Source organism: Amycolatopsis arida, assembly GCF_900115565.1.
GTDB lineage: Bacteria > Actinomycetota > Actinomycetes > Mycobacteriales > Pseudonocardiaceae > Yuhushiella > Yuhushiella arida.
The window spans coordinates 35415-62075 of sequence record NZ_FOWW01000010.1 but is presented as its reverse complement, the minus strand read 5'-3'; the positions used below and the strand labels follow the sequence as shown (position 1 = coordinate 62075).

The following is a 26661-nucleotide window of genomic DNA, read 5'->3' as shown; positions in this document are numbered from 1 at the left end:
CTCAGTGCGCCGTGGCGCGCTCGGCGCCCGCGCCGGTCAGCGACCGCACCTCCATCTCGACGTACTTGTCCTCCAGGTGCTCCGTGGACAGCACGGTGCCCAGCCAGCCGAGGAAGAACGACAGCGGGATGGACACCAGGCCCGGGTTGGACAGCGGGAACCACGCGAAGTCCACGTTCTTGAGCATCGACGTGGAGGTCCCGGACACCGCCGGCGAGAAGACGATGAGCAGGATGGTCACCGCGAGACCGCCGTAGATGCTCCACAGCGCGCCGGAGGTGTTGAACCGCTTCCAGAACAGCGAGTACAGGATGGTCGGCAGGTTCGCCGAGGCGGCCACCGCGAAGGCCAGCGCCACCAGGAACGCCACGTTCTGGTCCTTGGCGAGGATGCCGCCGACGATGGCGACCGCGCCGATCACCAGTGCGGTGATCCGCGCGACCCGCACCTCGGCGTTCTTGCTGTCCACCTTGCCCTTCTTGATGACGTTGGCGTAGACGTCGTGGGCGAAGGAGGCGCTGGCGGTGATGGTCAGTCCGGCCACCACCGCGAGGATGGTGGCGAAGGCGACCGCGGCGATGAACCCGAGCAGGATCGGCCCGCCGAGCTCCAGCGCGAGCAGCGGGGCGGCCGCGTTGGCCCCGCCCGGCGCGGCCTTGATCGCGTCCGGACCGACGATCGCCCCGGCTCCGTAGCCGAGCACGAGGCTGAACAGGTAGAACAGGCCGATCAGCCCGATCGCCCACACCACCGAGCGGCGGGCGTCCTTGGCCGTGGGCACCGTGTAGAAGCGCATCAGCACGTGCGGCAGTCCCGCGGTGCCCAGCACCAGGGCCAGGCCCAGCGACAGGAAGTCGATCTTCGTCTCGGTCGAGACGCCGTACTTGGCGCCCGGGTTGAGCAGCGCCTCTCCGCCGGCGCCGGCGCGCTCCACGGCGCCGCCGAGCAGACTGGACAGGTTCAGCCCGTACTTGCCGAGCACCCAGATCGTCATCGCGCCGGCGCCGGTGATCAGCAGGGCGGCCTTGATGATCTGCACCCAGGTGGTGCCCTTCATTCCGCCGACCAGCACGTAGATGATCATGACGACGCCGACGACCGAGATCACCACGGCCTGTCCCGCGTCGCTGGAGATGCCCAGCAGCAGCGACACCAGGATGCCGGCGCCGGCCATCTGCGCCAGCAGGTAGAAGAACGACACGGCCAGCGTGGAGCTCGCCGCCGCGGCGCGCACCGGGCGCTGGCGCATCCGGAACGCGAGCACGTCGCCCATGGTGAACTTGCCGGTGTTGCGCATCAGCTCGGCCACCAGCAGCAGGGCGACCAGCCAGGCCACCAGGAACCCGATCGAGTAGAGGAACCCGTCGTAGCCGTTGAGCGCGATCGCGCCGGTGATGCCGAGGAACGACGCGGCCGACAGGTAGTCACCGGCGATGGCGGTGCCGTTCTGCGGGCCGGAGAACGCCCGGCCGGCGGCGTAGTAGTCGGAGGCGGTCTTCGTGTTGCGCGAGGCCCGGAACACCACCACCAGGGTCACCGCGACGAACGCGGCGAAGATCGTCATGTTCAGTGCCGGGCTGCCGCCCTCCACGCCCTGGGCGAGGGTCATCGCCGGTCACCCCCTTCGGCGTCCTCGATGCCTTCCAGGTCGGCCCGGATCCTGTCGGCGATCGGGTCGAGCTTGCGGTTGGCGTAGCGCACGTACAGCCCGGTGATCACGAAGGTCGACACGAACTGCAGCAAACCGAAGATCAGCCCGATGTTGATGTTGCCGACGACCTTGGTGGACATGAACCCGTGCGCGTAGTCGGCCAGCAGCACGTACAGCAGGTACCAGCCGAGGAACACCGCGGTCATCGGGAACACGAAGCCGCGCAGCCGGGCCCGCAGCTGCCGGAACTCGGGACTGTTGTGCGCCTCCTCCCACCGATGCTGCCCCGGTGGGCTGGTGAGGTGTTCGCTCGTCGTCACCACGTCCTCCTCGTCACACGTTCGTGTTCCGCGCCACGGTAGGAAGGCGTAAGAAATGTCGGAATCGTCAGCGGACCAACCGGCGCGTGACGCGACGAACGGCCGACGAGCGGCGGGCCGACCACGACGAGTGGCCCAGGTCCCGCACCACCGACGCGCGGTCGAGGAAGGAAGAGCGTTCCTCCTCGGGCAGGTGCAGTCGCAGCATGGCGGCGGCCGCCCAGGTCGGCGGCCGGCCCAGCAGGGACGCCCCGATCATGGTGAGGAACGCCAGCGGCACCGACCACGGCGCCGGCTGGACGAGCAGGATGGCCGACCAGCCGGTGACCGGGGGGTCGAACAGCGTGGCGGTGAACGCGCCGGTCGAGACGGCCAGGCCCACGGTCACCCCGGCGAGCGCGCCCGTGGCGGTGAGCCGCGACCACCAGATGCCCAGCACGAGCAGCGGGCAGAAGGTGGACGCGGCGACGGTGAACCCCCAGGTGACCAGGGTGCCGGCGTCGAACCGGGCGGCCGGCAGCGCGAGCAGCACCACCGCGCCGGCGACGGCGAACACGGTGCCGCGCAGCTGACGCAGCCCGCCCGGCACCAGGTCGTGCGAGATGGCGCCGGAGACCACCAGCACCAGGCCCAGCGAGGTGGCCAGGAACGCGGCGAACGCCCCCGCGGTGAGCAGCGCGGTGAAGAACGAGCCCCACGGTCCGGTGTCCACCTGCGCCGGCAGGGCCACCACCGCGGTGTCGGTGGTCCCGGACAGGTACAGCTGCGGGACCAGCACCCTGCCCAGCAGGCCGTAGACACCGGGGAACAGGTAGAACACGCTCAGCAGGACGACGGTGAGCGCCGCGGTGCGCCGGGCCGCGCGGCCGTTCGGGTTGGTGTGGAAGCGCATGAGCACGTGCGGCAGGCCCATCGTGCCGAGCATCGTCGCCACCAGCACGGCCAGCGTGCTCAACATCGGGTACCCGGTCTCGGCGAGGTCCAGCAGCGGCCACTGCCAGCCGGGCCCGCCGGGCGCGGTCTCTCCGGGCAGCGCCGGCACGGCCGAGCCGGCCGGGAACTCCACGGTCCGCCCGCCGGGCACCGACCACTCACCCCGTGGCAGCGGCCGCACCGACCCGTCCGGCTCGCGCAGCGCGGCGCCCTCGGGCACGTCGAGCGTGACCGGCACCCGGAACACCACCGAGGTGTCCCGCTCGAAGTGGGTGAACTCCACCGGGTGCAGCGCCTCGTGCCGCACGTCGGCGCCCGCGCGTAGCAGCAGCCAGATCGCCGGCACGATGAACAGCACCAGCTTGAAGCAGAACTGGAACGCCTGCACGTAGGTCGCCGCGCGCATTCCGCCGAGTGCCAGCGTCACGCTGACCGACACCCCGGCGATCACCACGCCCACCCAGTACGGAGTGCCGCTCACCACGCTCAGCACCAGCCCGGCCGTGCGGAACTGCGGCACCAGGTACAGCCCGCCGATCACCAGCACCACCACCGCGGCCAGCCGGTGCAGCGCCGGCGACGCGAGGCGGGCCTCGGCGAAGTCCGGGACCGTCAGGGCGCCCGACCGGCGCATTGGCGCGGCGACCAGCGCCAGCATCGCGATGTAGCCGGCGGTGAACCCCACCGGGTACCACAGCGCGCCCACGCCGTCCTTGACCACGAGCCCGGCCACGCCGAGGAACGACGCCGCGGAGAGGTACTCGCCGGACACCGCCGCGGAGTTCAGCAGCGGCGAGACCCGGCGGGAGGCGACCAGGAAGTCCGACGTGGTGCGCATGGCCGCGACGCCGCGCAGCCCGATCAGCAGGGTGACCAGCAGCACCGGCGCGACCGCGAGCGCGAAGACGGTCACGGCGCGCTCTCGGTGTCGCTGGTGCCGTCGCCGGCCGAGGTGTGCTCGGCGCGCCCGTCCTGGCGCTTCGGGCGGTCGCGGGAACCCCCGGCGCGGTCGGCCCGTTCGGCTCGCTCGGTGCGTTCCGCTCCGCGCAGCTGCCACACGGCCAGCGCCACCATCGCCGGGAACGGCACGGCCACCAGCGCCAGCCAGGACACCGGCACGTCCAGCACCCGCACCTCGTCCAGCTCCGGCCGCAGGTGCAGCACCAGCGGCAGCCCGCCGACCAGCGCGAACAGCAGCAGCACCGCGAGCACCGCGCGGCGCAGCTGCGCCCGGTACAGCGCGGCGGCCCGTGCGGCGTCGGCGGGATCGAGGGTGGTGGCCCGCCAGCGGCCGCGGTGCCGGCGGCGAGCGCGCGCGAGCCGGGTCTGCGGGCTGGTCACCGCGACCCGGCGGTGCCCGCTCATCGCTGCCTCACCCGCGCTCGGGCCGGCTCAGCTCGCCGCGCTGCGCGGCCCGCAGCAGCCGCTCGCGCAGCTCCCTGGCGTGCCGCCGGCTGACCGGGACGTCGCCGAGGTCGGTGTGCGCGAGCAGCCCGCCGACGCTGTCGCTGCGCAGCTCGCGCACCGCGGCCAGCGCGACGAGGTACCCGCGATGGGTCCTGGCGAACCCGGCGCTCTCCCAGTACTCCTCGAGTCGGGAGATCGGCATCCGCACCAGGTGCACCCCGGAGGGGGCGTGCAGCCGCACGTAGTCGCCGTGGGCCTCGACGAACCGCACCTCGTCGCGGCGCACGTACCGGGTGCGCCCGCCGGACTCGACCGGCAGGGCGGCCATGGCGTCCGGCCGGGGCGGAGCCTCCTCGGCCGGGGCGATCCTGGTGACCCTGGCCAGCGCGTCGGCCAGCCGCTCCGCGCGGACCGGCTTGAGCAGGTAGTCCACCGCGCCGATGCCGAACGCGGCCACGGCGTGCTCGTCGTAGGCGGTGACGAACACGATCACCGGCGGCTCGGCGAGCTTGCTCAGCAGCGCGGCCAGCTCGAGCCCGTCCAGCCCGGGCATGGCGATGTCCAGGAACACCGCGTCGAACCGGTTCTGCCGGATGAGCTTCAGCGCGTCGATCGGGTCGCCGGCCGAGGTCACCTCGGCCACCTCGGGGGCCGCGCGCAGGAGCCGGCACAGGTCGGCCAGCGCCGCCGGCACGTCGTCGACGGCCAGGACCCGCAGCCCCGACTTCATGGCATCACTATGGCATCACTCCCGGCTGGAACCTGGGCACCCGGACGATCACCCTGGTGCCGTCGTCCTCGGCCGTCTCCACGACCAAGCCGAACCACGGCCCGTACACGTTACGCAGCCGGCGGTCGACGTTGGCCAGCCCCATGCTCCCGCCGGAGCTGGACCCGGCGAGGATCGCCTCGGCCAGCCCCGGGTCCATTCCCACGCCGTCGTCCTCGACGGTGATCACGCAGTCCGCGCCCTCCGCCTCCCCGGTGACCTGGACGAGGCCGCCGTCGGCACGCGGCTCGATCCCGTGCCGGACGGCGTTCTCCACCAGCGGCTGCAGCACCAGGTAGGGGATGGCCACCGCGAGCACCTCGGGCGCCACCCGCACCTGCACCCGGAGCCGGTCGCCGAGCACCGCGCGCTGCAGGGCCAGGTAGGTCTCGATGGCGTGGAACTCGTCGGCGACGGTGGTGTACTCGCCGTGCCGGGCCAGGCTGTAGCGGATGTAGTCGGCGAAGTCGAGCAGCAGCTCCCGGGACCGGTCCGGCTCGGAGCGGACCAGCGAGGCGATCACGGTGAGCGCGTTGTACACGAAGTGCGGGGAGATCTCGGCCCGCAGCGCCCGCAGCTCGGCCTGGGCGGCGTGCTCGGCCGAGGCCTCCAGGTGCGCCCGCTCCAGCGCGGCGACGACCACACCGGCGACCTCGCGCACCGCGGACAGGCCGACTCCGCCGGCCACCACCAGCACGCCGGCGAGCTCGTCGTGCACCAGCAGCGGCAGCGCCACCACCGCGCCCCGGCCCGCGCGGCTCTCGGTGTGCAGCACCTTCTCCACCAGCGTCGCGGCGTCGGGCAGCCGGCCCACCGTGACCAGCCGGCCGGACACGTCGGCGAGGCCGGCGCCGTCGGCACCCAGCAGCCGGCGTACGCCGCGCGCCGCTGCCCGCGCCCGCGGGCCGGCCAGCCCGTCGGCCAGGTCGTCGGCGAGGTGCCGGGCGGTCGCCAGCACGGCGGCGGGGTCCGCGAGGGAGCGGGCCCGGCGGCTCCGACGATTCCGACGACTCCGACGACTCCGACGACTCCACTGCCCTCCCCACCGACCCGGCCACGGCCACGACCGGGGCGGCGCCGGGTGCGGGGGCGATTCGGCTGGTCCTGGCATCGTCACCTCAGATCTGGCGTCCCGCCAGCCGCGGCGCCGGCCTCGCTGCCGGCCGTCGCGCGGCGTCACGGGGTAGCCCGTGATCCTAGGCGGCGGGGCCGGGTGGCGGGGTGGTCCGCTTCGACGAGGGCTCAGTCCGCCACCGGGTCGCCGGCGGGCACCGAGCCATCTGACTCGCCGAGGCGGCGGATGATGGTGAGCAGTCGCTCCCGGAACGCCGCGTCGTCGCCGATCGCGTTGGTGACGACGGGGTCGGTGCGTTCGGTGTCCGCGGCGCGGGTGTAGACGGCGCGGCCGGCGGGGGTGGGCCGGACGAGCTGCCGGCGCCGGTCGGCCGGGTCCGCGGTGCGCTCGGCGAAGCCGGATCGGACCAGCCGGTCCACGGTCCGGCTGATCGTCTGGTCGGTCACCCGACAGCGGCGGGCGAGGGCGCGCTGGGCGAGGGCGTCCTCGCCGAGGTGGTGCAGGGCGACCAGCCCGGCGTGGGTCAGGCCCAGTGTCTCCAGGAGCATCGCCCAGCGGGCCTCCACCACGCGGGCGGCGACCGAGAGCAGTCGGCTGGTCGGCCAGGTCTCCGGGTCCTCGGTGGGATCGACCGGCCGGGTGGTGTCCACTCTCACACACCTCCGTGCTGCGAATAATCAGCCTGCTGAATAAATTGGGCCGCAAGTCGGATACCAGCGGGGCGAGGTGCCAATGATCGCGGACGAGGGGCGGCGGCGAACACGGCGGTGGCTGGTGCCCGCGCTGCTGATCGTCGGGTGGCTGGCGGTCGGCGGGGTGGGCGGCCCGTTCGCCGGCAAGCTCAGTGGCGTCGCGGAGAACGACGACGCCGCGTTCCTGCCGGCCTCGGCCGAGGCCACCGAGGTGGCCGACCTGCAGAAGCGGTTCCACGACAGCGGCGCGGTGCCGGCCGTCGTGGTCGCCGAGCGGTCCGGCGGAATCACCCCGGCCGACCAGGAGTTCCTCGAGTCCGCGGCGGATCGGATCGTCGGTGTGCCCGGGGTGGCCGGGCCGGTGACGCCGCCGGTACCCGCGCCCGACGGCGCGGCGGCGCAGTTCGTCGTGCCGGTGGCGGCCGACGTCAACCCCGGCGACGTGGTTCCCGACGTGCGGGCCGCGCTGGCCGACCCGCCGGCCGGGCTCACCGTGCTGGTGACCGGCCCGGCCGGGACGATCGCCGACCTCGTCGAGGCGTTCGCCGGCATCGACGGGCTGCTGCTGCTCGTGGCCGGCGCGGTGGTCGCGCTGATCCTGGTGCTGGTCTACCGCAGCCCGGTCCTGCCGGTGCTGGTGCTCACCTCGGCGGTGTTCGCGCTGGGGCTGGCCAGCCTGGTCGTCTACCTGCTCGCCGACCACGACGTGTTCGCGCTCAACGGGCAGAGCCAGGGCATCCTGTTCATCCTCGTGTTCGGCGCGGCCACCGACTACGCCCTGCTGCTGGTGTCCCGGTTCCGGGAGGAGTTACGCGACACCGAGGACCGCTACCGGGCCATCCGCGTGGCGTGGCGGGCCACCCTCGAGCCGATCGCGGCGTCGGCCGGCACGGTCATCCTGGGCCTGCTCTGCCTGCTGCTCAGCGACCTCAACTCCAACCGCAGCCTCGGGCCGGTGGCGGCGATCGGCATCGCCGCCGCGCTGCTGGCGTCGACGACGTTCCTGCCGGCGACACTGGCACTGACCGGGCGGGGCGCGTTCTGGCCGTTCCGGCCCACACTCGGCTCGGCCCATCCGGAGGCCGGCGGGCTGTGGGGCCGAATCGCCCGCGCGGTCGGCGCCCGCCCGCGGGTAACCTGGCTGGCCGCGACCGCGTTGCTGCTGGTCGGGGTGGCGTTCGTGCCGCAGCTGAAGGCGAGCGGCACCGCCCAGTCCGACGTGTTCCTCACCCCGGTCGACTCGGTGGCCGGGCAGGAGGCGCTGGCCCGGCACTTCCCGGCCGGGGCGGGCTCGCCCACCGTGATCGTGGCCGACGCCGACCGGCTCGACGCGGTGGTGGCGGCGGCCCGCGACGTGCCCGGGGTGTCCCAGGTGGCCCCCCTGCCCGGCCCGGACGGGGCACCGGCGGAGGTGGACGGGCTCGCGCAGGTCGAGGCGGTGCTCGCCGCGCCAGCCGACTCGCCCGAGGCGATGACCACCGTGCAGCGGCTGCGGGACGCCGTGCACGCGGTGCCCGGTGCCGACGCGAAGGTCGGTGGCCGGACGGCCATCCAGTACGACGCGCAGCGGATCTCCGAGCGGGACCGCGCGGTGATCATCCCGGTGGTCCTGGTGGTGATCTTCGCGGTGCTCGCGCTCCTGCTGCGGGCGCTGGTGGCGCCGCTGCTGCTGATCGCCACCGTGGTGCTCTCGTTCGGAGCCACCATGGGCGTGTCGGCACTGGTGTTCAACCACGTGTTCCACTTCCCGGGCGCCGACCCCGCGGTGCCGCTGTTCGCCTTCGTGTTCCTGGTGGCGCTGGGCATCGACTACAACATCTTCCTGATGACCAGGGTTCGCGAGGAGGCGACGCGCTCCGGGACCAGGGCCGGCACGCTGCGCGGGCTCGCGGTGACCGGTGGGGTGATCACCTCGGCCGGCGTGGTGCTCGCCGCGACCTTCGCCGCGCTGGCCGTGCTGCCGATCCTCTTCCTCGCGCAGATCGCGTTCATCGTGGCGTTCGGCGTGCTGCTGGACACCACGGTCGTGCGCTCGCTGCTGGTGCCGGCGCTGACCATCGAGGTCGGCCGGACGGTGTGGTGGCCGTCCCGGCTGGCCCGCGGGGACGATCAGCGGCAGTGCTCGCCGTACCACGCCTCGCGCCACTCGACCACCAGGGCAGGCTGATGCCGCCGGTCGGAGGTGATGCTTCACTCCCAGGCCTCCGGTGCCGGTTCGCCCTGTCGCTGCCACCAGCGGTACGCGGTCCCCGCTTCGTCCCACAGTTGTCGAGGAGTCCCACAGTCGCCGAGGATCGGACTGGCGTGCCACGGGAAGGTCACCGAGTTCACTGCCACCGGGAACGGTGCTCGCCCACGAGCCGGGGCACCCGATCCGCTGGGCTCGACGGCCGTTGCTCGCCAGGGCCGACCTGTCGGGGTGCTCCGTCGGCGTTCCGGGAACCGTCCGGGGTCGTCGGTCGCGTTCCCGGGCCGGTCATCGCCGCGTGGACCCACCCCCGTGTCGTCGCGTCCAGCCGTGGGAGAAGCTTGACGTCGTGACCATGCCTGCTTCCCACACCGCCACCACACCTCGTTCCGGCCGTGTCCGCCTCGCCGCGGTGATCACGGAGGCGCTCGCTCCGTGGGTGGTGATCGTGCTGCTGTCGTTGGCGATGGCCGGCAAGGCCACCGGCTTCCACCCCGGGTGGACCGTGCTGTGGGCGCTGGTGGTCGCCACGTTCTCCGCCGGGATCCCGATGACCTTCATCACTCGCGGGGCCAAGGCCGGCAGGTACGACACCCATCACGTCAACAACCGCGAGGGCCGGACCGTGGTGCTGCTCGTCTGCTTCGGGTCGACGGCGGTGGGAATGGCGATCCTGCTGCTCGGCGCCGCGCCGTGGGCGATGGTCGTGATGACCGTGGCGATGCTCGGTGTGCTCGTGGTGACCGGGGTGATCACCGTGGCGGCGCGGTGGAAGATCTCGATGCACACCGCGGTCAGCGCCGGCGGCGTGGCGATGCTCGCCCTCCTCTACGGGCCCTGGGCGCTTCCGCTGCTCCTGCTCGTCGCGGTGGTCGGTTGGTCCCGGGTCGTCCTCCGGGACCACACCGCGGCCCAGGTCGCCGCCGGCGCCGCCGTCGGGTTCGTCCTCTCCGGTGGCCTGTTCCTCTGGCTGCTGTGAACCGGCACGGTCCGCGGCGGCGCTCGTCGCGCCACGCCCTCGCGCCCGGCGAGCACGACGGCCGCTCCTGGCGGGCCTGCCGGCGAGCCGGTCGTTACGATCGGCGCATGGGCGAGCGCTTGTACTTCCGTCAGTTGCTGTCCGGCCGGGACTACGGGGCCGGTGATCCCGTCGCCACGCAGATGCGCAACTTCGCGTACCTGATCGGGGACAGGGAGACCGGTGAGGCGGTGATCGTCGACCCGGCGTACGCCGCCGAGGATCTGCTGGCCGTGCTGGACGAGGACGGGATGCGGCTCACCGGGGTGCTGGCCACCCACCACCACCCCGACCACGTCGGCGGACAGATGATGGGGTTCTCCCTGCCCGGGCTGCCCGAGTTGCTGGCGCGGCGCCAGGTTCCGGTGCACGTGCACCGGGAGGAAGTCGAGTGGGTGCGGCGCACCACCGGTGTGTCCGCGACCGACCTCGTCGGGCACGACCACGACGAGGTGCTCGAGGTCGGCGCGATCCCGGTGCGGCTGCTGCACACGCCGGGGCACACGCCGGGCAGTCAGTGCTTCCTGGTCGACGGGCGGCTGGTGGCCGGCGACACGCTCTTCCTGGAGGGCTGCGGGCGCACCGACTTCCCCGGCGGGGACAGCGACGCGATGTACCGCAGCCTGCGCTGGCTGGCCGACCTCCCCGGTGACCCGACCGTCTACCCCGGACACTGGTACTCCGTCGAGCCGTCGGCCGCGCTGTCGGAGGTCAGGCGGGACAACTACGTGTTCCGGCCGCGGTCCCTGGAGGAGTGGCACGCCCTGCTCGGCTGAGCCGCGCGGGCTGGCGTCCCGAGTCGTTGCCCGACGATCCACAGTAACCATCGAACCCGGCCTGGCCGATCCACTCGGTCATCGAACCCAGCCCGAACGGCCACTCGGCCACCGAGCCCGGTCCGAACGGTCCACTCGGACCACATAATTCCCGGATCTGTCCACAGATTTCCGTACACCCGAGATCGTCCGGTGACCCCGGGTAGACTGGGCTGGGGACGGCCCCCCGGGTTCAGGGTGGGGTCTGGGTAGGGGGCCGACGTTTTTGCGCGTGCCCGCGTCGAGGGGCGTCGGCGTACGTCCCCGGAAGTGTGTCCTCCGCCGGCGCGGCAGGTTGCCGTTCGCGAGCCTCGCTCGCCCTGACGCGAACTCGCGATCCCGAACGGCGACCTCGCCGTCCTGAGCGTGGAACTCGCGGACCCGAGCGCTGAACTCGCCCGTCCCGAGCGTGGAACTCGCCGTGCTGAGCGTGACAGTCGCGAGTCAGTGGAGGCCGAGCAGGCGGTCGATGGTGATCTCCAGGACCACCCGCTCCGGATTGGGCCGCGGCTCGCGCTGGTAGCGCAGGGCGTAGCGGCGCTCGGCGTCGCGCACCGACTCCTGATCGTCGCGCACCACCGCTCGACCCTCCAGAGTGGACCAGCGTCCCCAGTCCACCTGGCTGACCACGGCCAGCGCCCCGCCCGGACCGGCGGCGCGGACGTTGCGAGCCTTCACGCTGCCGCCGGAGCAGATCACCCTGGCGATCCGGAACTCCTCGTCGACGGTGACCCCCACCGGTACCACGTGCGGCCGCCCCGAGGGGCGCAGCGTGGTGAGGGTGCTCAGGTGACGTTCGGTCCAGAACTCCCGCAGCGCGGTGGAGACGGTCAGGGGTGCGGCCATGGCCGCATGATGCCAGCCGTGCCGGCCGCGACCCGCCCCGACGCCGCCGGGAGCGACTCGGCTCACCCCAGCCGGAACCGCCACGTCGTGCTGTCCAGCGCCACCGGCGGGATCGTGCCGACGCCGGTGTAGCGGATGGTGATGCCGCCGGGCCGCTCCACGGTCGCCAGGCCTGGCTCTCGTCCAGCGGCCGCGCCCGGTCGGAGCCAACCGGAGTCCACGGCCCGGCGGCGTGGGCCGTGCCGCCGGGCCCGGCCAGCACGCGACGAGCGCCACCAGCACTACCAGCACCACCAGCACCACTGCCCTCGATGTCCCTCGCGTTCGCGCCACGACGCCCTCCTCCGTCGCTCCTCCGGTCTGGCAACCGGGACGGTCCGGCGGGCACCGCCGAAGGTCGGGCGTTCCTACTTTCGTCGCATTGACCCGATGTGGTCTAAACCACTACCGTGGCCGGAAATCGTAAGGGAAGTTACCTATTGGGACCGCCGGCCGGTCGCCGCGCGGGGAGCGGGTGGAAGGGGTGGTCGGGATGCGGGACGGGAGCCCGCGGCTGCTCCGCGAGATCAACGACAGGGCGGCCCTCGACATCCTGCTCCGGGAGGGGCCGCTCACCCGCGCCGACCTCGAGGAGCTGGTCGGCCTGTCCAAGCCGGCCACCGCGCAGCTGCTGGCCCGCCTCGAGCGGGACGGGATGGTCGTGCGCGACGGCGTCCGCAACGGCGCCAGGGGCCCGCGCGCCCAGCTGTGGCGGGTGGCCGGCTCGGTCGCGCACGTCGCCGCGGTGGACCTCACCCCGCACGGCGCCGAGTTCGTCATCGCCGACATCACTGGTCGCGAGCTCGCCGAGCACCGCGCGCACCTGCCGATCGCCGCCGGCAGCGACGTCGTCGGCGCGTTCACCGCGGCACTGACCGACGCCGCGGCGGTCGCCGGGCGCACCCTCGCCGACCTGCGCCACGTCGTGGTCGGCACGCCCGGCGCGCTCGACCCCCGCACCGGACGGCTGGAGTCGGCGCCGCACCTGCCCGGCTGGTGTGGCTTCGACCTGCGCGGCCGGCTACGCGACGCGTTGGGCACCCCGGTGACCGTCGAGAACGACGTCAACCTGGTCGCGCTGCAGGAGCTGGCGGCCGCCGAGGCCACCGGCGTGCGGGACTTCGTCCTGGTCTGGCTCGACGAGGGCGTCGGCGGCGCGGTGGTCCTCGACGGCCGGCTGCGCCGCGGGGCCTCCGGCGCCGGCGGCGAGGTCGACTGGCTGCGGGTGCCCGACCCCGCCGCCGCCGACACGGGGATCGGACGGTCCGGGACGCGCTGGGGCGACCTCGTCGACTCCCCGGCGATCGTGGCGCTGGCCACGGCACACGGGATGTCCGCCGACACCGGTTGGGCGGCGGTCGGTGCGGCGGTCGAGGCGGGCGAGGGCGGCCAGGGGTTCCTGACCGACCTCGCCCGCCGGATCGCCGTCGGGGTGGCCGGTGTGGTCAGCGTGGTCGACCCGGAGCTGGTGCTGCTCTGCGGTGAGGTCACCAAGGTCGGCGGCACCGTCCTCGCCGACCTGGTCGCCGGGGAGCTGCACCGGCTGGTCGTGCCCCGCACTCCGGTCGGGCTGACCACCGTGCCGGGCAACGCGGTTCGGGCCGGCGCGCTGCACTCGGCGCTGGCCACGGCCCGCGTCGACGTCTTCGGCCTGGCCTCCCCGGCCGGCCCCGTACCGTACCGATCCCGATCCGTCGACGCCCCGCTCGGGAGGGCACATGCGCTCCACGACCCGCACCGGACGCCGTAACCGACGCGCCCCACTGGCCGCCGCGCTGCTCACCGCGCTCTCCACGGTCACCGCCTGCTCCGGCGCCGCGGGCGGCCCGGACACCGGTGGGACGCCGGCCCCGCCGCCGGGGCCCGAGCAGGCGCTCACCCTCACCGTGTACAGCAACTTCGCGGCCAGGGAGTACGACGTCGTCACCGCCGGGCTGAACCGGTTGCGGCACCGGTTCCCGAACATCGAGATCCGGCACGAGGGCAGCCAGGACGACGCCAAGCTCACCGCCGCGATCCGCGGCGGCAACCCGCCCGACGTCGCGATCTCGTTCTACACCGACAACCTCGGCGCCTGGTGCGAGAACGGCACGCTCACCAACCTCGGCCCCTACCTGGAGCGGGACGGCGTGGACCTCGGGGTGATCCCGCAGGCGGTCCGCGACTACACCGAGCACGAGGGCACCCGGTGCGCGATGCCGATGCTCGCCGACGTCTACGGCTTCTACTACAACACCGAGATGTTCGCCGCCGCCGGGCTCGACGCGCCACCGCGCACCACCGACGAGCTGTTCGAGTACGCCACGCGGCTGACCCGGTTCAACCCGGACGGCTCGATCGCGGTCGCCGGGTTCCTGCCGTCGATGCCCTTCTACGGCCACGAGCCGCACATCTGGGCGCCGAGCTTCGGGGCGAGCTTCCTCGACGCCGAGGGCCGTTCCCACCTGGCGGAGAGCCCGGAGTGGCACGAGCTGTTCCGGTTCCAGAAGCGGCTGGTCGACTTCTACGGCTACGAGCGGCTCGAGCAGTTCCGCGCCGGCCTCGGCGACGAGTTCTCCGCCGACCACGGCTTCCACCGGGGCAAGGTCGCGATGATGATCGACGGCGAGTACCGCACGGCGTTCCTCCGCGAGCACGCGCCGGACCTGCCCTACGCCACCGCGCCACCGCCGGTGGCCGACGCCGACCGGTACGGCACCGCGTTCACCACCGGCACCGTCATCGGCATCCCGCGCGGCGCGCCGAACCCGGGCGCGGCGTGGGAGCTGGTGAAGCAGATGTCGCTGGACACCGACACGCTCGTCGAGCTCGCCAACGGGCTGCGCAACGTGCCCAGCACCACCGCGGCGCTGGAGGACCCGCGGCTGGAGGTGGACGAGCGGTACCGCACGTTCCTGGACCTGCTCGCCGGCGGCAGGCTGGTGGCCAACCCGACCACCTCGATCGGCGACGCGCACCTCAAGGCCGTCAACGACTTCGCCGAGCGTTGGCAGGCCGGCAGGGAGCCGGACCTGACCGCGGGCCTGCGCGCGGTCGACGCGCGGATCAACGACGAGCTGTCCCGCACCGGCGGCGGGAACTGACCGGGCGATGACCACCACCCTCGGCCGGGCGGTGGCCGGTCCCGTGCCCGTCCCCTCCCGGGGTCAGCGGGCGCGGGTCCGGGCCCGGCGGCGGCGCACCGTGCTCGCCTTCATGGCGCCCGCCCTCGTCGGGTTCGCGGTCTTCTTCGGCTACCCGCTGGTCGCGACGGTGTACTACTCGTTCACCGCCTACGACCTGGTGAACCCTCCACAGTGGATCGGGCTGGCCAACTACGTCCGGATGTTCACCGCCGAGCCGGTGGTGGGCACCGCGGCGTACAACACGCTGTGGCTGGTCGTGGTGCTCACCGTCAGCAGGGTGACCTTCGCGCTGGGCGTGGCGTCGGTGATCGCCCGACTCCGCCGCGGCGTCGGGCTGATCCGCACGCTCTGCTACCTGCCGGCGCTGGCCCCGCCGGCGGCCGCGGCGCTGGCGTTCGTCTTCCTGTTCAACCCCGAGTTCGGCCCGGTGAACCGCGCGTTGCGGGCGGTCGGCATCGACGGTGGGCTGTGGTTCAACGACCCGGCGATGGCCAAGCCGGCGCTGACCCTGCTCGTGCTGTGGGGCAGCGGCGAGCTGATGATCATCATCCTGGCGGCCCTGCTCGACGTGCCGCGCGAGCAGCACGAAGCCGCGGCGCTGGACGGCGCGGGGCCGATCCGCCGGTACTGGCACGTCACCCTGCCGGCCATCTCGCCGGTGCTGCTGTTCGGCGTGGTGAACTCGATCATCGTCGCGCTGCAGCTGTTCACCCAGGCCGTGGTGGCCGGCTCGGTGGCGGCCGGCACCGCCGAGGTCGCCGGCAGCACCAGGACGATGGGCTTCCCGCAGAACTCGACGCTGACCTACCCGATGTGGCTGTACGTGCAGGGCTTCCGCTACTTCAACATGGGCTACGCGGCGGCGATGGCCGTGCTGCTGTTCATGGTGTCGTTCGCGGTCACCGCGGTCCTGGTGCGCCGGCTGCGCGCCGTGTCGCCGATCGAAGGGGACGCGGCGTGACGGCGGGGGTCCGCTGGGACCGGCGGCTGGCCTGGGTCGCCACGCACAGCCTCGGCCTGGCCCTCGGCGTGCTGTTCACCCTCCCGGTCGTGTTCGTGGTGCTCACCGCGGTGATGGACGGCGACCAGGCGCTGACCGCGAGCCTGTGGCCGCGGGAGTGGCGGTTCGACAACTTCGCCGAGGTGTTCACCAGGGCACCGCTGCTGGGCTACCTGCGCAACAGCCTGCTGTACGCGCTGTTGGCCACCGCCGGGGTGCTGCTGTCGGCGATCCCGGCGGCCTACGCGCTGGCGAAGCTGCGCTGGCGGGGCAGCACGGCGTTCTTCCTGCTCACCGTCGCGGCCATGATGCTGCCGCCGCAGGTCGTGGTGGTGCCGCTGTACGACCTGTGGGTGCGGCTCGGCCTCACCGGTGGGCTGGTGCCGCTCATCGTTCCGTACTTCCTGTTCGACGCGTTCAGCGTGTTCCTGCTCCGGCAGTTCTTCCTGACCGTCCCGAAGGACTACGTGGACGCCGCGCGGGTCGACGGCTGCTCGGAGCCGCAGGTGCTGCTGCGGGTGGTGGTGCCGATGGCCAAGCCGGGGATCGCCGCCACCGCGATGTTCTGCTTCCTGTTCACCTGGAACGACTACTTCGGGCCACTGCTCTACACCGGGGAGAACCGGGACAACTGGCCGCTGTCGCTGGCGCTGGCGTCGTTCCGGGGCATGCACCACGTCGAGTGGAACCTGACCATGGCGGCCACCACGCTGGTCATGCTGCCGGTCATCGTGCTGTTCGCCGTCGCGCAGCGGACGTTCGTCCGCGGGATCACGTTCACGGGGGTCAAGGGATGAAGCTCGCCGTCGTCGGTGGCGGATCGACCTACACGCCAGAGCTGGTGGACGGCATCGCCACCGGCGAGTCCACGGAGTCCATGCCGGACATCACCGAGATCGCGCTGGTGGACCCCGACGAGGCCAGGCTGGCGGCGGTCGGCGGGTGCTGCGCGCGGATGCTCGCCTCCGCCGGGCACCCCGCGAGGGTCACCACCACGACCGACCTCAGCACCGGCGTCGACGGCGCGAGCGCGGTGCTGCTGCAACTGCGGGTCGGCGGGCAGCGGGCGCGGCTGGCCGACGAGACCGTCCCGCTGCGCTGCGGCTGCGTCGGCCAGGAGACCACCGGCGCGGGCGGGTTCGCGAAGGCACTGCGCACCGTCCCGGTGGTGCTGGACATCGCCGCGCGGGTGCGCGCGGTGGCCGGCGACGCCTGGCTGGTCACGTTCACCAACCCGGTCGGGATCGTCACCCGCGCCCTGCTGCGCGAGGGGCACCGCGCGGTCGGCCTGTGCAACGTGGCGATCGGGCTGCGCCGGCTGTGCGCGGAGCTGCTGGGTGTCGATCTCGGCCGCGTGCGGCTGGACCACGCCGGGCTCAACCACCTCACCTGGCTGCGTCGGGTGCTGGTCACCGGCGACCGCGGAGAGGTCGACCGGCTGCCCGAGTTGCTGGCCGAGCACGGCCCGCGGCTGGCCGAGCACGCGGCCGCGCCGCTGGACTGGCTGCGCCGCACCGGCGTGGTGCCGTCGTACTACCTGAAGTACTTCTACGACCACGACGCCGAGGTGCGCCGGCAGCGGGCGGGGGTGCCCCGCGCCCAGGTGGTCGCCGAGGTGGAGGCCGAGCTGCTGGCCCGCTACGCCGACCCGACCGTGGTGACCAAGCCGGCGTTGCTGGACCGGCGCGGCGGCGCGCACTACTCGACCGCGGCGCTGCACCTGGTCCAGGCGCTCACCGGGCGCCGACCGGGGGAGCACGTGGTGAACGTCGGCAACGACGGCGCGCTGCCGTTCCTGCCGGCCGACGCCGTGGTCGAGGTGCCGGCCGCGGTGGACGGCACCGGGGCGCGGCCGCTGCCGGTGCCGCCGCTGGAGCCGCGCTGGGCCGGGCTGGTCGCGCACGTCGCGGCCTACGAGCGGCTGGCGCTGGAGGCCGCGGTGCACGGCGGGCGGGACCGGGTGGCCGACGCGCTGCTCGCCCATCCGCTGGTCGGCCAGTACGCGCTGGCCGAGGAGCTGGCCGACGCCCTGGTCGCGGCCAACCGGGAGCACCTGCCGTGGGCGGGGTGACCGGCGCCCGGGACGGGGTGGTCGTGGCCGTCGATGGGGGGAACAGCAAGACCGACGTCCTGGTGGTCGACTCCGGCGGGACGGTGCTCGGCCGGGCCCGCGGGCCCGGGGCCTCGCCGCAGACGGTCGGCGTGCCGCGGGCGCTGGCCGCGCTGGCCGCGTTGGTGGAGGCGGCGCTGGCCGGGGCCGGGCTGCCCACCGAGCGGCCCTACGCCACGCACGTGTCGGCGTACCTCGCCGGGCTCGACCTGCCCGAGGAGGAGGAGATCCTGCACCGCGCGCTGGTCGAGCGGGACTGGGCGCCCTCGGTCGCGGTCGGCAACGACACGTTCGCGTTGCTGCGCGCGGGCACCCCCGACGGGGTCGGCGTTGCCGTGGTGTGCGGTGCCGGAATCAACTGCGTCGGCGTCGGTCCGGACGGGGCGGTGCACCGGTTTCCCGCACTGGGGCGCGTCTCCGGGGACTGGGGTGGCGGGCTGTGCCTCGGCGAGGAGGCGCTGTGGTGGGCGGCCCGCGCCGAGGACGGCCGGGGACCGGACACCGCGTTGCGGGCCGCGGTGTGCGCGCACTTCGGGGCGGCGTCGGTGCTGGAGGTGGTGCGGCGGTTGCACACCGGCGGGCTGCCGGCCGTGCGGCTGCACGAGCTGTGCCCGGTGCTGTTCGCGGTCGCCGCCGGGGGCGACGCCGTCGCGCGCGGGGTGGTGGACCGGCTCGAGGACGAGGTCGCCGTGCTGGGCACGGTGAGCCTGCGCCGGCTGGGGATGACCGGGGGCACGCCGGCCGTGCTGCTCGGCGGTGGGGTGTTGACCGGGGTGGGGGAGGAGGTGATCGCCGGGATCCGGCGGCGCTGCCGCGTGGCCGCGCCGGGGGCGGACGTGCGGGTGGTCCAGCTCCCGCCGGTGGTCGGCGCCGCGTTGCTGGGGCTGGACGTGCTCGGCGCCGCGCCCGCGGCGGAGGCCCGGCTGCGCGCGGCCGGCCACCCGTTCGCCGGTCAGCCGGCGGCCTCGACGAAGGGGTCCGGGTCGGCCACGATGGCCCGCACCGCCGAGGCGGCCGCGCCACGCACCGCGGCCTCGCCGCCGAGTACGGACGGCAGCACCGACACCGGCGACCAGGCGGAGCTGAGCACCCGCGTGCCCAGCTCCGTGGTGAGCGGGTCGGCCAGCCAGGGGTGCAGCCGGGCATAGGCGCCGCCGAGCACCACCGCCGGCACGTCCAGCAGGCCGATCACGTTGCCGAGCGCGATGCCGAGCCACCGTGCGGCTCGCCCGACCGCGCGGCCCGCGGCGGGGTCGTCGGCGGCGAGCCGCTCGACGAGGGTGTCCACGTCCGGCGCATCGGCATCGCGCAGGATCGCGTCCTGCCCGGCGAGCCGCTCCAGGCAGCCCCGGCCGCCGCACGAGCACGCCGGCCCTCCGGGATCGACCGCGAAGTGCCCGATCTCGCCGCCGAAGCCGTGCACGCCCTCGAACACCGTGCCGCCCACCACCACGCCCGCGCCGATGCCGATCTCGGCGGACACGTGCACGAAGTCGGCGGGGCCGCCGGCCGCGAGCTCGGCCAGCGCGGCGAAGTTGGCCTCGTTGCCGGTGAGTATCGGCAGGTCGCCGAGGTCGGCGGCGCGGCGCAGCTCGGCCGGGACGTCCACGTCGCGCCAGCCGAGGTTGGGCGCGACCCTGAGCAGCCCGGTGGCCGCCTCGACCAGGCCGGGCACCGCCACCCCGAGCCCGCCGACCCGGACCCCGAGCCGGCCGGCTTCGGCGAGCGCGCCGACCACCACCCCGGCGGCCTCGGCGAGCACCGCGCCGGCCGGCGCGTTCCGATGGTCGGCGGGGCGGACCCAGCGGCGGCGGACCGTGCCGGTGAGGTCCACCAGGCAGGTCGCGAGGTAGTCGACGCCGATCTCCAGGCCGAGCCCGTGCGGGCCGGCGGGGGACAGGAACAGGGCGCTGCCGGGGCGGCCGGGGCCGGTGCGCTGTTCCGGACCGGTGTCCGAGACCAGTCCGGCGGCGACCATCCGGTCGACCAGGCTGGACACCGTGGCCTTGGTCAGCCCGGTGCGGGCGGCCACCCCGGCCCGGGAGCTCCCGGGCGACTCGGCGATGGCACCGAGCACCAGGGCGGAGTTGTGCCGGCGCACGGTGTGCTGCCCGGCCGGCAGCGGTCGTGTCATCCCGGTGATCTTACGGTGCCGGTGGAGACCAATCCGACCGAGCGTAAGCCGATCGGCCAGGCCAGCACGTCGCCGTAGTTCGCCTGCTTTCGGTCTCCCTGGTCATCGTTCACCCGGTGAACCAACTCCTTGACCGGTGTCCGCCCCGAGGATAAGTTCAGTCGCCGAACTATTAGCGCGGGCTGGTCGTGAGGCTGGGAGGCAGCAAGGTGGCGTACGAGCCGACACCCGAGGACAAGTTCAGCTTCGGGCTGTGGACGGTGGGCTGGCGTGCCGTCGACCCGTTCGGCGAGGCGACCCGCCCCCCGCTGGACGCGGTGGAGGTCGTGCGCAAGCTCGCCGAACTGGGCGCGTGGGGCGTGTCCTTCCACGACGACGACCTCATCCCGTTCGGCTCCGACGACACCGAGCGGGAGCGGCGGATCAGCCGGTTCCGCGCGGCGCTCGACGAGACCGGGCTCGTCGTGCCCATGGCGACGACGAACCTGTTCACCCACGCGGTGTTCAAGGACGGCGCGCTGACCAACAACGACCGCGACATCCGCCGGTTCGCGCTGCGCAAGGTGATGCGCAACCTGGACCTCGCGGCGGAACTGGGCGCCTCCACCTACGTGCTGTGGGGCGGCAGGGAGGGCGCGGAGACCGACGCCGCCAAGGACATGGGGACGGCGCTGGACCGCTACCGGGAGGGCGTCGACACGCTCGCCCAGTACGTGCGGGAACAGGGCTACGACATCCGGCTGGCACTGGAGCCCAAGCCGAACGAGCCCCGCGGCGACATCTTTTTGCCCACCGTGGGGCACGCGCTGGCGTTCATCTCCACGCTGGAGCACGCCGACATGGTCGGGGTGAACCCGGAGGTCGGCCACGAGCAGATGGCCGGGCTGAACTTCGTGCACGGCATCGGCCAGGCGATGTGGCAGGGCAAGCTGTTCCACATCGACCTCAACGGCCAGCGCGGCCCCCGCTACGACCAGGACCTGATCTTCGGCCACGGCGACCTGCTGTCCGCGTTCTTCCTGGTCGACCTGCTGGAGCACGGCGTCGGCGCGTCGAGCGCCGGCGGGCTGCGTGGTGCCTCTGGCGCCGGCGGGCGCGGGGGCTACGACGGGCCGCGGCACTTCGACTACAAGCCGCTGCGCACCGAGGACATCGACGGAGTGTGGGCGAGCGCCGCCGCGAACATGCGCAGCTACCTGCTGCTCGCCGAGCGGGCCCGCAACTTCCGATCCGACCCGGAGGTGAAGGAGGCACTGGCCGCCTCCCGGGCGCCGGAGCTGGCCACGCCGACACTCGCCCCGGGCGAGACGGTCGCCGACCTGCGCGCCGACCGCGGTGCCTACGAGGACTTCGACCCCGAGGCCGCGGCCGCCCGCGGGTACGGCTACGCGAGGCTGTCCCAGCTCGCGCTGGAGCACCTGATCGACGCGCCACACCCGACCTGAGCCCTCCTCGGGCCCCGGCCGGGCGCGGCGCGGTCGGGGCGATCAGGAGCGGCGGGCGGACACCGCGGCGGGCCGCAGCGCCTCCGCCGGCGTGCTGGGCGTGCCCGCGCCCGCCGACCGGGCCGCCGGCCCGGGGTGGGACTCGGCCTTGGCCCACCAGAGCAGTCCGCGCAGCACCAGCGCGGCGAACACGAACCCGCCGATCAGCAGGGCCGCGGTTACCAGGGGACTCATCGGACGTCCACTCGCTTCCCGGCGACCCGGTGCGTCGGCACCGGCGTCACCGATGGTCGTTGGTCTTGTTCCGGGTGCCGTCATCGGGCGGCACGACTCCAGGATCGGCGCCGGGCGGACACCTGACACCCCGGCCTGCCGCGGTCTTGACACGGCCGGCGGGACCATTGACGCGGCGTTGACGCCCAGCACCAAGGCCGAAAGAGTAGTCCCCCGACCAGCCGATTGACACCCGGGGTGCCCGGCGCGTCACGAAGGGACGCGAATCACATGCCCTCCTCGCTGGCGCTCGTCGGTGACGTGTCCCGCGGATGCTGTGTCGAGTGGTTCGCTCGCGGGCTCGGTCACAGCGGCGGCAGGCCGCGGGACAGCGCCAGCGCCGCCGTCCGCACCGCGGGAGCGACCCGGTCGGTGCGCATCCGGCTGGTCCAGCCGGAGATCGAGATGGCCGCCACCGCCCGCCCGCCCGGGTCCAGCAGCGGGCTGGCCGCGCACACCACGCCGACACCGGACTCCTCGCGCTCGTAGGCGATCCCCTCGGCGCGCACCTTCTCCAGCTGCCGGCGCAGCAGCCCGGGCGCGGTGATCGTCCGCCGGCTGATCCGCGGCAGCCCGGCGGCGACGACCGCGTCCACCATGGCCGCCGGGGAGTGGGCGAGGATGGCCTTGCCCACCGCGGTGGCGTGCGCCGGGAACCGGCCGCCGATGCGGGACGGCAGCCGCGGCGCGTCCGGCCCGCGCAGCACGTCCAGATAGACCACCTCGGTGCCCTCCAGCACGGCCAGGTGCACGGTGTTGCGGGTGGCCTCGCGCAGGTCGGCGAGATAGGGCCGGGCGGCGTCGACGATTCCGCGTTGCCGGGTGGCCAGCTGGCCGATCTCGAACAGCTTCAGGCCCAGCCGCAGCGCGCCGCCGTCCCGCTCCAGCAGCCCGTGCTCGACCAGCCCGCCGGCCAGCCGGTGCACGCTCGACTTCGGCAGCCCGGTGCGCCGGGCCAGCTCGGACACCCCGAGCGCGTCGTCACCGGGCCGGAACGCGGTGAGCAGCGCGGTGACCCTGGCGACGACCGAAGGCCCCGCCCCGTCATCCCCGGGGGCAGCGCGAGGGTCGTCGTTCCGGTGAGCGGGACACATGCGTTGAGTGTGCCCGATCCCCCGGGCGACCGTGGAGGCCAGGACGAGGAAGGAGCACGGATGGGCGAGGCACGGGCGGTGGCCGCGATCGTCGGTCCCGGCAACATCGGCACCGACCTGCTGGCCAAGCTCCGCCGCAGCGAGCGGATCGACGTGCGGTACATGGTCGGTGTCGACCCGACCTCCGCCGGGCTGGCCAGGGCCGCCGAGCTGGGGGTGCGCACCTCCGCCGCGGGGGTGGACTGGCTGCTGGACCAGGACGAGCGGCCGGACCTGGTCTTCGAGGCCACCTCGGCCGCGGCGCACCGGGCCAACGCGCCGCGCTACGCCGACGCCGGCATCCAGGCGGTCGACCTCACCCCGGCCGCGGTCGGCCCGTTCACCTGCCCGGTGGTGAACCTGCCGGACCAGCTCGACGTGCCGAACCTGAACCTGATCACCTGCGGCGGGCAGGCCACCATCCCGATCGTGCACGCGGTCGCCAGGGTCACCCCGGTGCCCTACGCCGAGATCGTCGCCTCGGTGGCGTCCCGCTCGGCCGGACCGGGCACCCGGGCCAACATCGACGAGTTCACCGAGACCACCGCGCGTGGCCTCGAGGTCGTCGGCGGCGCCGAGCGGGGCAAGGCGATCATCATCATCAACCCGATGGAGCCCCCGATGATCATGCGGGACACCGTGTTCTGCGCGATCGATCCGGACGCCGACCGGGCCGCGGTGGCCGACTCGGTCGAGCGGATGGTCCGGGACGTCCAGCGGTACGTGCCGGGCTACCTGCTCAAGGCGGAGCCGCAGTTCGACGACCCCCGGCCGGAGTGGCGCGGCCTGGCCAGGGTGGCCGTGTTCCTCGAAGTCGCCGGCAACGGCGACTTCCTGCCGGCCTACGCCGGCAACCTCGACATCATGACCGCGGCCGCGGCCAGGGTCGGCGAGCTGCTGGCCGAACGGATCGCCGAGCGGAAGGCGGTGCGCGCATGACCGCGGCGGGCGGCTGGGACGGGGCGGGCCGGGAGGTCCGGCTGGTCGACACCACCCTGCGCGACGGAAGCCACGCCATGGCGCACCGGTTCACCGAGGCCAACGTGCGGGACACCGTCCGCGCGCTGGACGCCGCCGGCGTCTCGCTCATCGAGGTCAGCCACGGCGACGGCCTCGGCGGGTCCACCTTCAACTACGGCTTCTCCCTCGTCGACGAGCGCACGCTGATCGCCGCCGCCGTCGAGGAGGCGCGGTCGGCGCGGATCGCCGTGCTGCTGCTGCCCGGGCTGGGCACGGTGACCGACCTGCGGGCCGCCGCCGGCCTCGGCGCCGGCGCGGTGCGGATCGCCACGCACTGCACCGAGGCGGACGTGTCGGTGCAGCACTTCACCGCGGCCCGCGCGCTCGGGCTGGAGACGGTCGGCTTCCTGATGCTGTCGCACATGGTCGACCCCGAAGCGCTCGCCAAGCAGGGCCGGATCATGGTCGACGCCGGCTGCCAGTGCGTCTACGTAGTGGACTCGGCTGGCGCGCTGGTCCTGGAGGAGGCCGCCGACCGGGTGGCCGCGCTGGTCGCCGAGCTGGGCGAGGCGGCGCAGGTCGGCTACCACGGGCACCAGAACCTCAGCTTCGGGGTGGCCAACTCGGTGCTCGCCCACCGCGCCGGGGCGCGGCAGATCGACGGGTCGCTGGCCGCGCTCGGCGCCGGCGCCGGCAACTCACCGACGGAGGTGCTGGCCGCGACGTTCGAACGGTTGGGCGTGACCACCGGGGTGGACAAGGACCTGCTGATGGACGCCGCGGAGAACGTCGTGAAGCCCTACATCACCCGGCTGCCGGTGATCGACCGCGGCTCGATCGTGCAGGGCTTCGCCGGGGTGTACTCGAGCTTCCTGCTGCACGCCGAGCGCGCGGCGCGGCGCTACGACGTGCCGGCGCACGAGATCCTCTACCGGGTGGGGGAGCGCCGGTACGTCGGCGGCCAGGAGGACATGATCATCGACGTCGCGCTGGAGCTGCGGCGCGAGCGGGAGGCTAGCGGTGCCGGGCAGCGGGCTCACCGGCCCGGCTGAGCAACCGCACGCAGTGCCCCACCAGGCGCTCCCGAGACACCCGCAGGGTGCCCTCGAGGTAGCCGATGAACAGGTTGGTCAGCGCGCCGACCAGCCCGACGGCGGTCAGCTCCCGGTCGAGCTCGTCGACGCCCGCCGGCAGCTGCTCGCGGATCAGCGCGGCGAAGTCCGGCAGCAGCTCGACCCCACGGCGGCTGAGCACCGGGTCGCTCAACGGCGCGATCAGCAGCACCCTGCCCTTGCGCGGGTCGTCGAGCATGAGCTCCACGAACGCGGTGACCGCGGCCGCCGCCCGCTCCTCGGCCGAGCCCGGCGCGGCCGCCACGGCGTCCACCAGCGCCTGCCGGGCCCGCTCGCCCACCCGCTCGTAGACGGCGAGCACGAGCGCCTCCCGGTCGGCGAAGCTCTCGTAGAAGTACCGCTCGGTGAGCTTGGCGTGCCGGCAGACCGCCCGGACGCTCACCGCCGGGCTGCCGCCGGTGCCCAGCAGGTCGAGGCCGGCGTCGAGGAGCTGTTCCCGACGCGCGGCCCTGCGGTCGGTCAGGGTGGTCCCACCCCAGGTGCGCCCCGCCGCGGTGTCACCCATCTCGCCGATTCTCCCGAGCCCGTCCCGTGCCGATTGACTACGAGTGTTGTCAATCCTAACCTGACAACGAGCGTAGTCACTTGGTGGAGGGATCCCGGCGATGACCCAGCTGCCCGACCAGGCCGTCCCGACCGCGCCGCCCGGTGCGGCCGCCCCGGACCCGTCGGATCCGGAGCCGCTCGGCCCGGACTCGCTGACCTGGCGGTACTTCGGCGACTGGCGGGGCCTGCTGCTCGCGCTGTGGGCGGGCTCGATGCAGAACATGCACCCGGGGCTCGGTGCGGGGGTGGAACAGCACTCGACGTTCTTCACCGAGCGCTGGCAGCGACTGTTCCGGTCGCTGTACCCGATCGGCGGGGTGGTCTACGACGGGCCGCGGGCGGCGGAGACGGCCCGCCAGGTGCGCGGGTACCACGCCACGATCAAGGGCGTGGACGCCAAGGGGCGGCGCTACCACGCGCTCGACCCGGACACCTACTACTGGGCGCACGCCACGTTCTTCGTGATCACCCTGCTCACCGCGGAGCACTTCGCCGGCGGGCTCACCGAGGCGCAGCGGCGGCAACTGTTCACCGAGCACGTGCAGTGGTACCGGCTGTACGGCATGAGCATGCGGCCGGTACCCCGCACCTGGGAGGACTTCCAGCGCTACTACGAGCACATGTGTACCGAGGTGTTGGAGGTCAACAAGGCCACCAGGGACGTACTGGACATCCGCGAGCTGGCCAAGCCGCCGATGCTGGCGTGGCTGCCGGACGCGGTGTGGCGGCTGCTGCGGGTGCCGGTCGCCCGCGGCTTCGTGTGGCTGACCGTCGGGATGTACCACCCCGCGGTGCGGGCCAAGCTGGGCTACTCGTGGTCGGCCGGGGACGCGCGGCTGCACCGGCTGGTCGGCAGGGCGATCAACGCGGCGTTCCACCTGGTGCCGTTCGAGCGGCGCTACCACCCGCGGGCCCGGGCCGGATGGCGCCGGGCGGCCGGGAAGGCCCCGGCGGGCGCGCCACTGGTGGAGACCCCGGCACGCAACCTGCCGCCACTGGACGAGCGGGACAGCCCCACGCACTATTCACCCAAGGTCTAGCGAGGAGGT

24 protein-coding genes and 1 pseudogene are annotated in these 26661 nt (G+C 73.8%); 13 read left to right on the top strand and 12 right to left on the bottom strand.

The window, feature by feature from the left end:
* Position 1 precedes the first annotated feature (1 nt).
* The 7 genes from BM051_RS23805 to BM051_RS23775 form a co-directional block, all read right to left on the bottom strand.
* Complete coding sequence (locus BM051_RS23805) at positions 2-1609, bottom strand: solute symporter family protein (protein ID WP_092534726.1); 1608 nt, start codon at positions 1607-1609, stop codon at positions 2-4.
* Complete coding sequence (locus tag BM051_RS23800; protein WP_092535105.1) at positions 1606-1971, bottom strand: DUF485 domain-containing protein; 366 nt, start codon at positions 1969-1971, stop codon at positions 1606-1608. Before BM051_RS23800 ends, BM051_RS23805 begins: the two co-directional genes overlap by 4 nt.
* A 67-nt stretch (positions 1972-2038) precedes the next feature.
* Positions 2039-3817 (bottom strand): sodium/solute symporter, encoded by a 1779-nt coding sequence (locus tag BM051_RS23795; protein WP_092534723.1) that lies wholly within the window; start codon positions 3815-3817, stop codon positions 2039-2041.
* On the bottom strand, positions 3814-4269 hold the full coding sequence (locus BM051_RS23790) for a hypothetical protein (RefSeq protein ID WP_243859762.1): 456 nt from the start codon (positions 4267-4269) through the stop codon (positions 3814-3816). Before BM051_RS23790 ends, BM051_RS23795 begins: the two co-directional genes overlap by 4 nt.
* A 7-nt stretch (positions 4270-4276) precedes the next feature.
* On the bottom strand, positions 4277-5041 hold the full coding sequence (locus tag BM051_RS23785; RefSeq protein WP_092534720.1) for a LytR/AlgR family response regulator transcription factor: 765 nt from the start codon (positions 5039-5041) through the stop codon (positions 4277-4279).
* A 7-nt stretch (positions 5042-5048) separates the two neighbouring features.
* Positions 5049-6191, bottom strand: coding sequence for a sensor histidine kinase (locus BM051_RS23780; protein WP_092534717.1), 1143 nt, complete (start codon positions 6189-6191; stop codon positions 5049-5051).
* A gap of 131 nt (positions 6192-6322) precedes the next feature.
* Entirely contained in the window at positions 6323-6805 is a 483-nt protein-coding gene (locus BM051_RS23775) for a MarR family winged helix-turn-helix transcriptional regulator (protein WP_243859760.1), read from the bottom strand.
* Between the two features lie 82 nt (positions 6806-6887).
* Here BM051_RS23775 and BM051_RS23770 point away from each other — a divergent pair, with 82 nt between their 5' ends.
* The 3 genes from BM051_RS23770 to BM051_RS23760 all read left to right on the top strand — a co-directional run bounded on the left by BM051_RS23770 (position 6888) and on the right by BM051_RS23760 (position 10829).
* Positions 6888-9014 (top strand): MMPL family transporter, encoded by a 2127-nt coding sequence (locus BM051_RS23770; protein ID WP_092534714.1) that lies wholly within the window; start codon positions 6888-6890, stop codon positions 9012-9014.
* 376 nt (positions 9015-9390) lie between these two features.
* Positions 9391-10014: a phosphatase PAP2 family protein gene (locus tag BM051_RS23765; protein ID WP_092534711.1), complete on the top strand. Its 624-nt coding sequence runs from the start codon at positions 9391-9393 to the stop codon at positions 10012-10014.
* A 107-nt stretch (positions 10015-10121) separates the two neighbouring features.
* Complete coding sequence (locus tag BM051_RS23760) at positions 10122-10829, top strand: MBL fold metallo-hydrolase (protein WP_092534708.1); 708 nt, start codon at positions 10122-10124, stop codon at positions 10827-10829.
* 483 nt (positions 10830-11312) lie between these two features.
* Here the strand turns inward: BM051_RS23760 and BM051_RS23755 are convergent, their stop codons facing one another.
* Positions 11313-11714 (bottom strand): PPOX class F420-dependent oxidoreductase, encoded by a 402-nt coding sequence (locus BM051_RS23755; protein WP_092534705.1) that lies wholly within the window; start codon positions 11712-11714, stop codon positions 11313-11315.
* A 553-nt stretch (positions 11715-12267) separates the two neighbouring features.
* Here BM051_RS23755 and BM051_RS23750 point away from each other — a divergent pair.
* The 6 genes and pseudogenes from BM051_RS23750 to BM051_RS23725 form a co-directional block, all read left to right on the top strand.
* On the top strand, positions 12268-13503 hold the full coding sequence (locus BM051_RS23750; protein WP_092535099.1) for an ROK family transcriptional regulator: 1236 nt from the start codon (positions 12268-12270) through the stop codon (positions 13501-13503).
* Positions 13472-14836 carry an extracellular solute-binding protein gene (locus tag BM051_RS23745; protein WP_092534702.1) on the top strand — a complete coding sequence of 455 codons (1365 nt, stop codon included), beginning with the start codon at positions 13472-13474 and terminating at the stop codon, positions 14834-14836. The genes BM051_RS23750 and BM051_RS23745 overlap by 32 nt, the downstream gene beginning before the upstream one ends.
* Positions 14837-14843: 7 nt before the next feature.
* The gene (locus BM051_RS23740; protein WP_092534699.1) at positions 14844-15839 is read left to right on the top strand and encodes a carbohydrate ABC transporter permease; all 996 of its coding nucleotides are present in this window, start codon (positions 14844-14846) and stop codon (positions 15837-15839) included.
* Entirely contained in the window at positions 15836-16675 is an 840-nt protein-coding gene (locus BM051_RS23735) for a carbohydrate ABC transporter permease (RefSeq protein ID WP_092534696.1), read from the top strand. Before BM051_RS23740 ends, BM051_RS23735 begins: the two co-directional genes overlap by 4 nt.
* Positions 16672-17949 (top strand): 6-phospho-beta-glucosidase, encoded by a 1278-nt coding sequence (locus BM051_RS23730; RefSeq protein ID WP_092534693.1) that lies wholly within the window; start codon positions 16672-16674, stop codon positions 17947-17949. The genes BM051_RS23735 and BM051_RS23730 overlap by 4 nt, the downstream gene beginning before the upstream one ends.
* Positions 17937-18923, top strand: a pseudogene (locus BM051_RS23725) (N-acetylglucosamine kinase); the annotation flags it as partial. The gene BM051_RS23730 and the pseudogene BM051_RS23725, both read left to right, overlap by 13 nt.
* 17 nt (positions 18924-18940) lie before the next feature.
* Here BM051_RS23725 and BM051_RS23720 read toward each other — a convergent pair.
* Positions 18941-20122, bottom strand: a complete 1182-nt coding sequence (locus tag BM051_RS23720; RefSeq protein ID WP_092534690.1) for an ROK family transcriptional regulator — start codon at positions 20120-20122, stop codon at positions 18941-18943.
* A gap of 209 nt (positions 20123-20331) precedes the next feature.
* Between BM051_RS23720 and xylA the strand changes: the two genes are divergently transcribed.
* A complete protein-coding gene (xylA, locus tag BM051_RS23715; RefSeq protein WP_092535096.1) occupies positions 20332-21567 on the top strand; it encodes a xylose isomerase in 1236 nt (411 codons plus the stop codon).
* 42 nt (positions 21568-21609) lie between these two features.
* Here xylA and BM051_RS23710 read toward each other — a convergent pair whose 3' ends face one another.
* The gene (locus BM051_RS23710) at positions 21610-21801 is read right to left on the bottom strand and encodes a hypothetical protein (RefSeq protein ID WP_092534687.1); all 192 of its coding nucleotides are present in this window, start codon (positions 21799-21801) and stop codon (positions 21610-21612) included.
* Positions 21802-22145: 344 nt separating this feature from the next.
* Complete coding sequence (locus tag BM051_RS23705; RefSeq protein WP_092534684.1) at positions 22146-22934, bottom strand: IclR family transcriptional regulator; 789 nt, start codon at positions 22932-22934, stop codon at positions 22146-22148.
* Between the two features lie 60 nt (positions 22935-22994).
* Here BM051_RS23705 and BM051_RS23700 point away from each other — a divergent pair, with 60 nt between their 5' ends.
* Entirely contained in the window at positions 22995-23912 is a 918-nt protein-coding gene (locus tag BM051_RS23700; protein ID WP_092534681.1) for an acetaldehyde dehydrogenase (acetylating), read from the top strand.
* Positions 23909-24985, top strand: a complete 1077-nt coding sequence (gene dmpG, locus BM051_RS23695; protein ID WP_092534678.1) for a 4-hydroxy-2-oxovalerate aldolase — start codon at positions 23909-23911, stop codon at positions 24983-24985. Before BM051_RS23700 ends, dmpG begins: the two co-directional genes overlap by 4 nt.
* Here the strand turns inward: dmpG and BM051_RS23690 are convergent.
* Positions 24948-25571: a TetR/AcrR family transcriptional regulator gene (locus tag BM051_RS23690; RefSeq protein ID WP_092534675.1), complete on the bottom strand. Its 624-nt coding sequence runs from the start codon at positions 25569-25571 to the stop codon at positions 24948-24950. The genes dmpG and BM051_RS23690 overlap by 38 nt on opposite strands.
* Positions 25572-25671: 100 nt before the next feature.
* On the opposite strand from BM051_RS23690, the gene BM051_RS23685 reads away from it, so the two are divergent.
* Positions 25672-26652, top strand: coding sequence for an oxygenase MpaB family protein (locus BM051_RS23685; RefSeq protein ID WP_092534672.1), 981 nt, complete (start codon positions 25672-25674; stop codon positions 26650-26652).
* Positions 26653-26661: the final 9 nt, after the last annotated feature.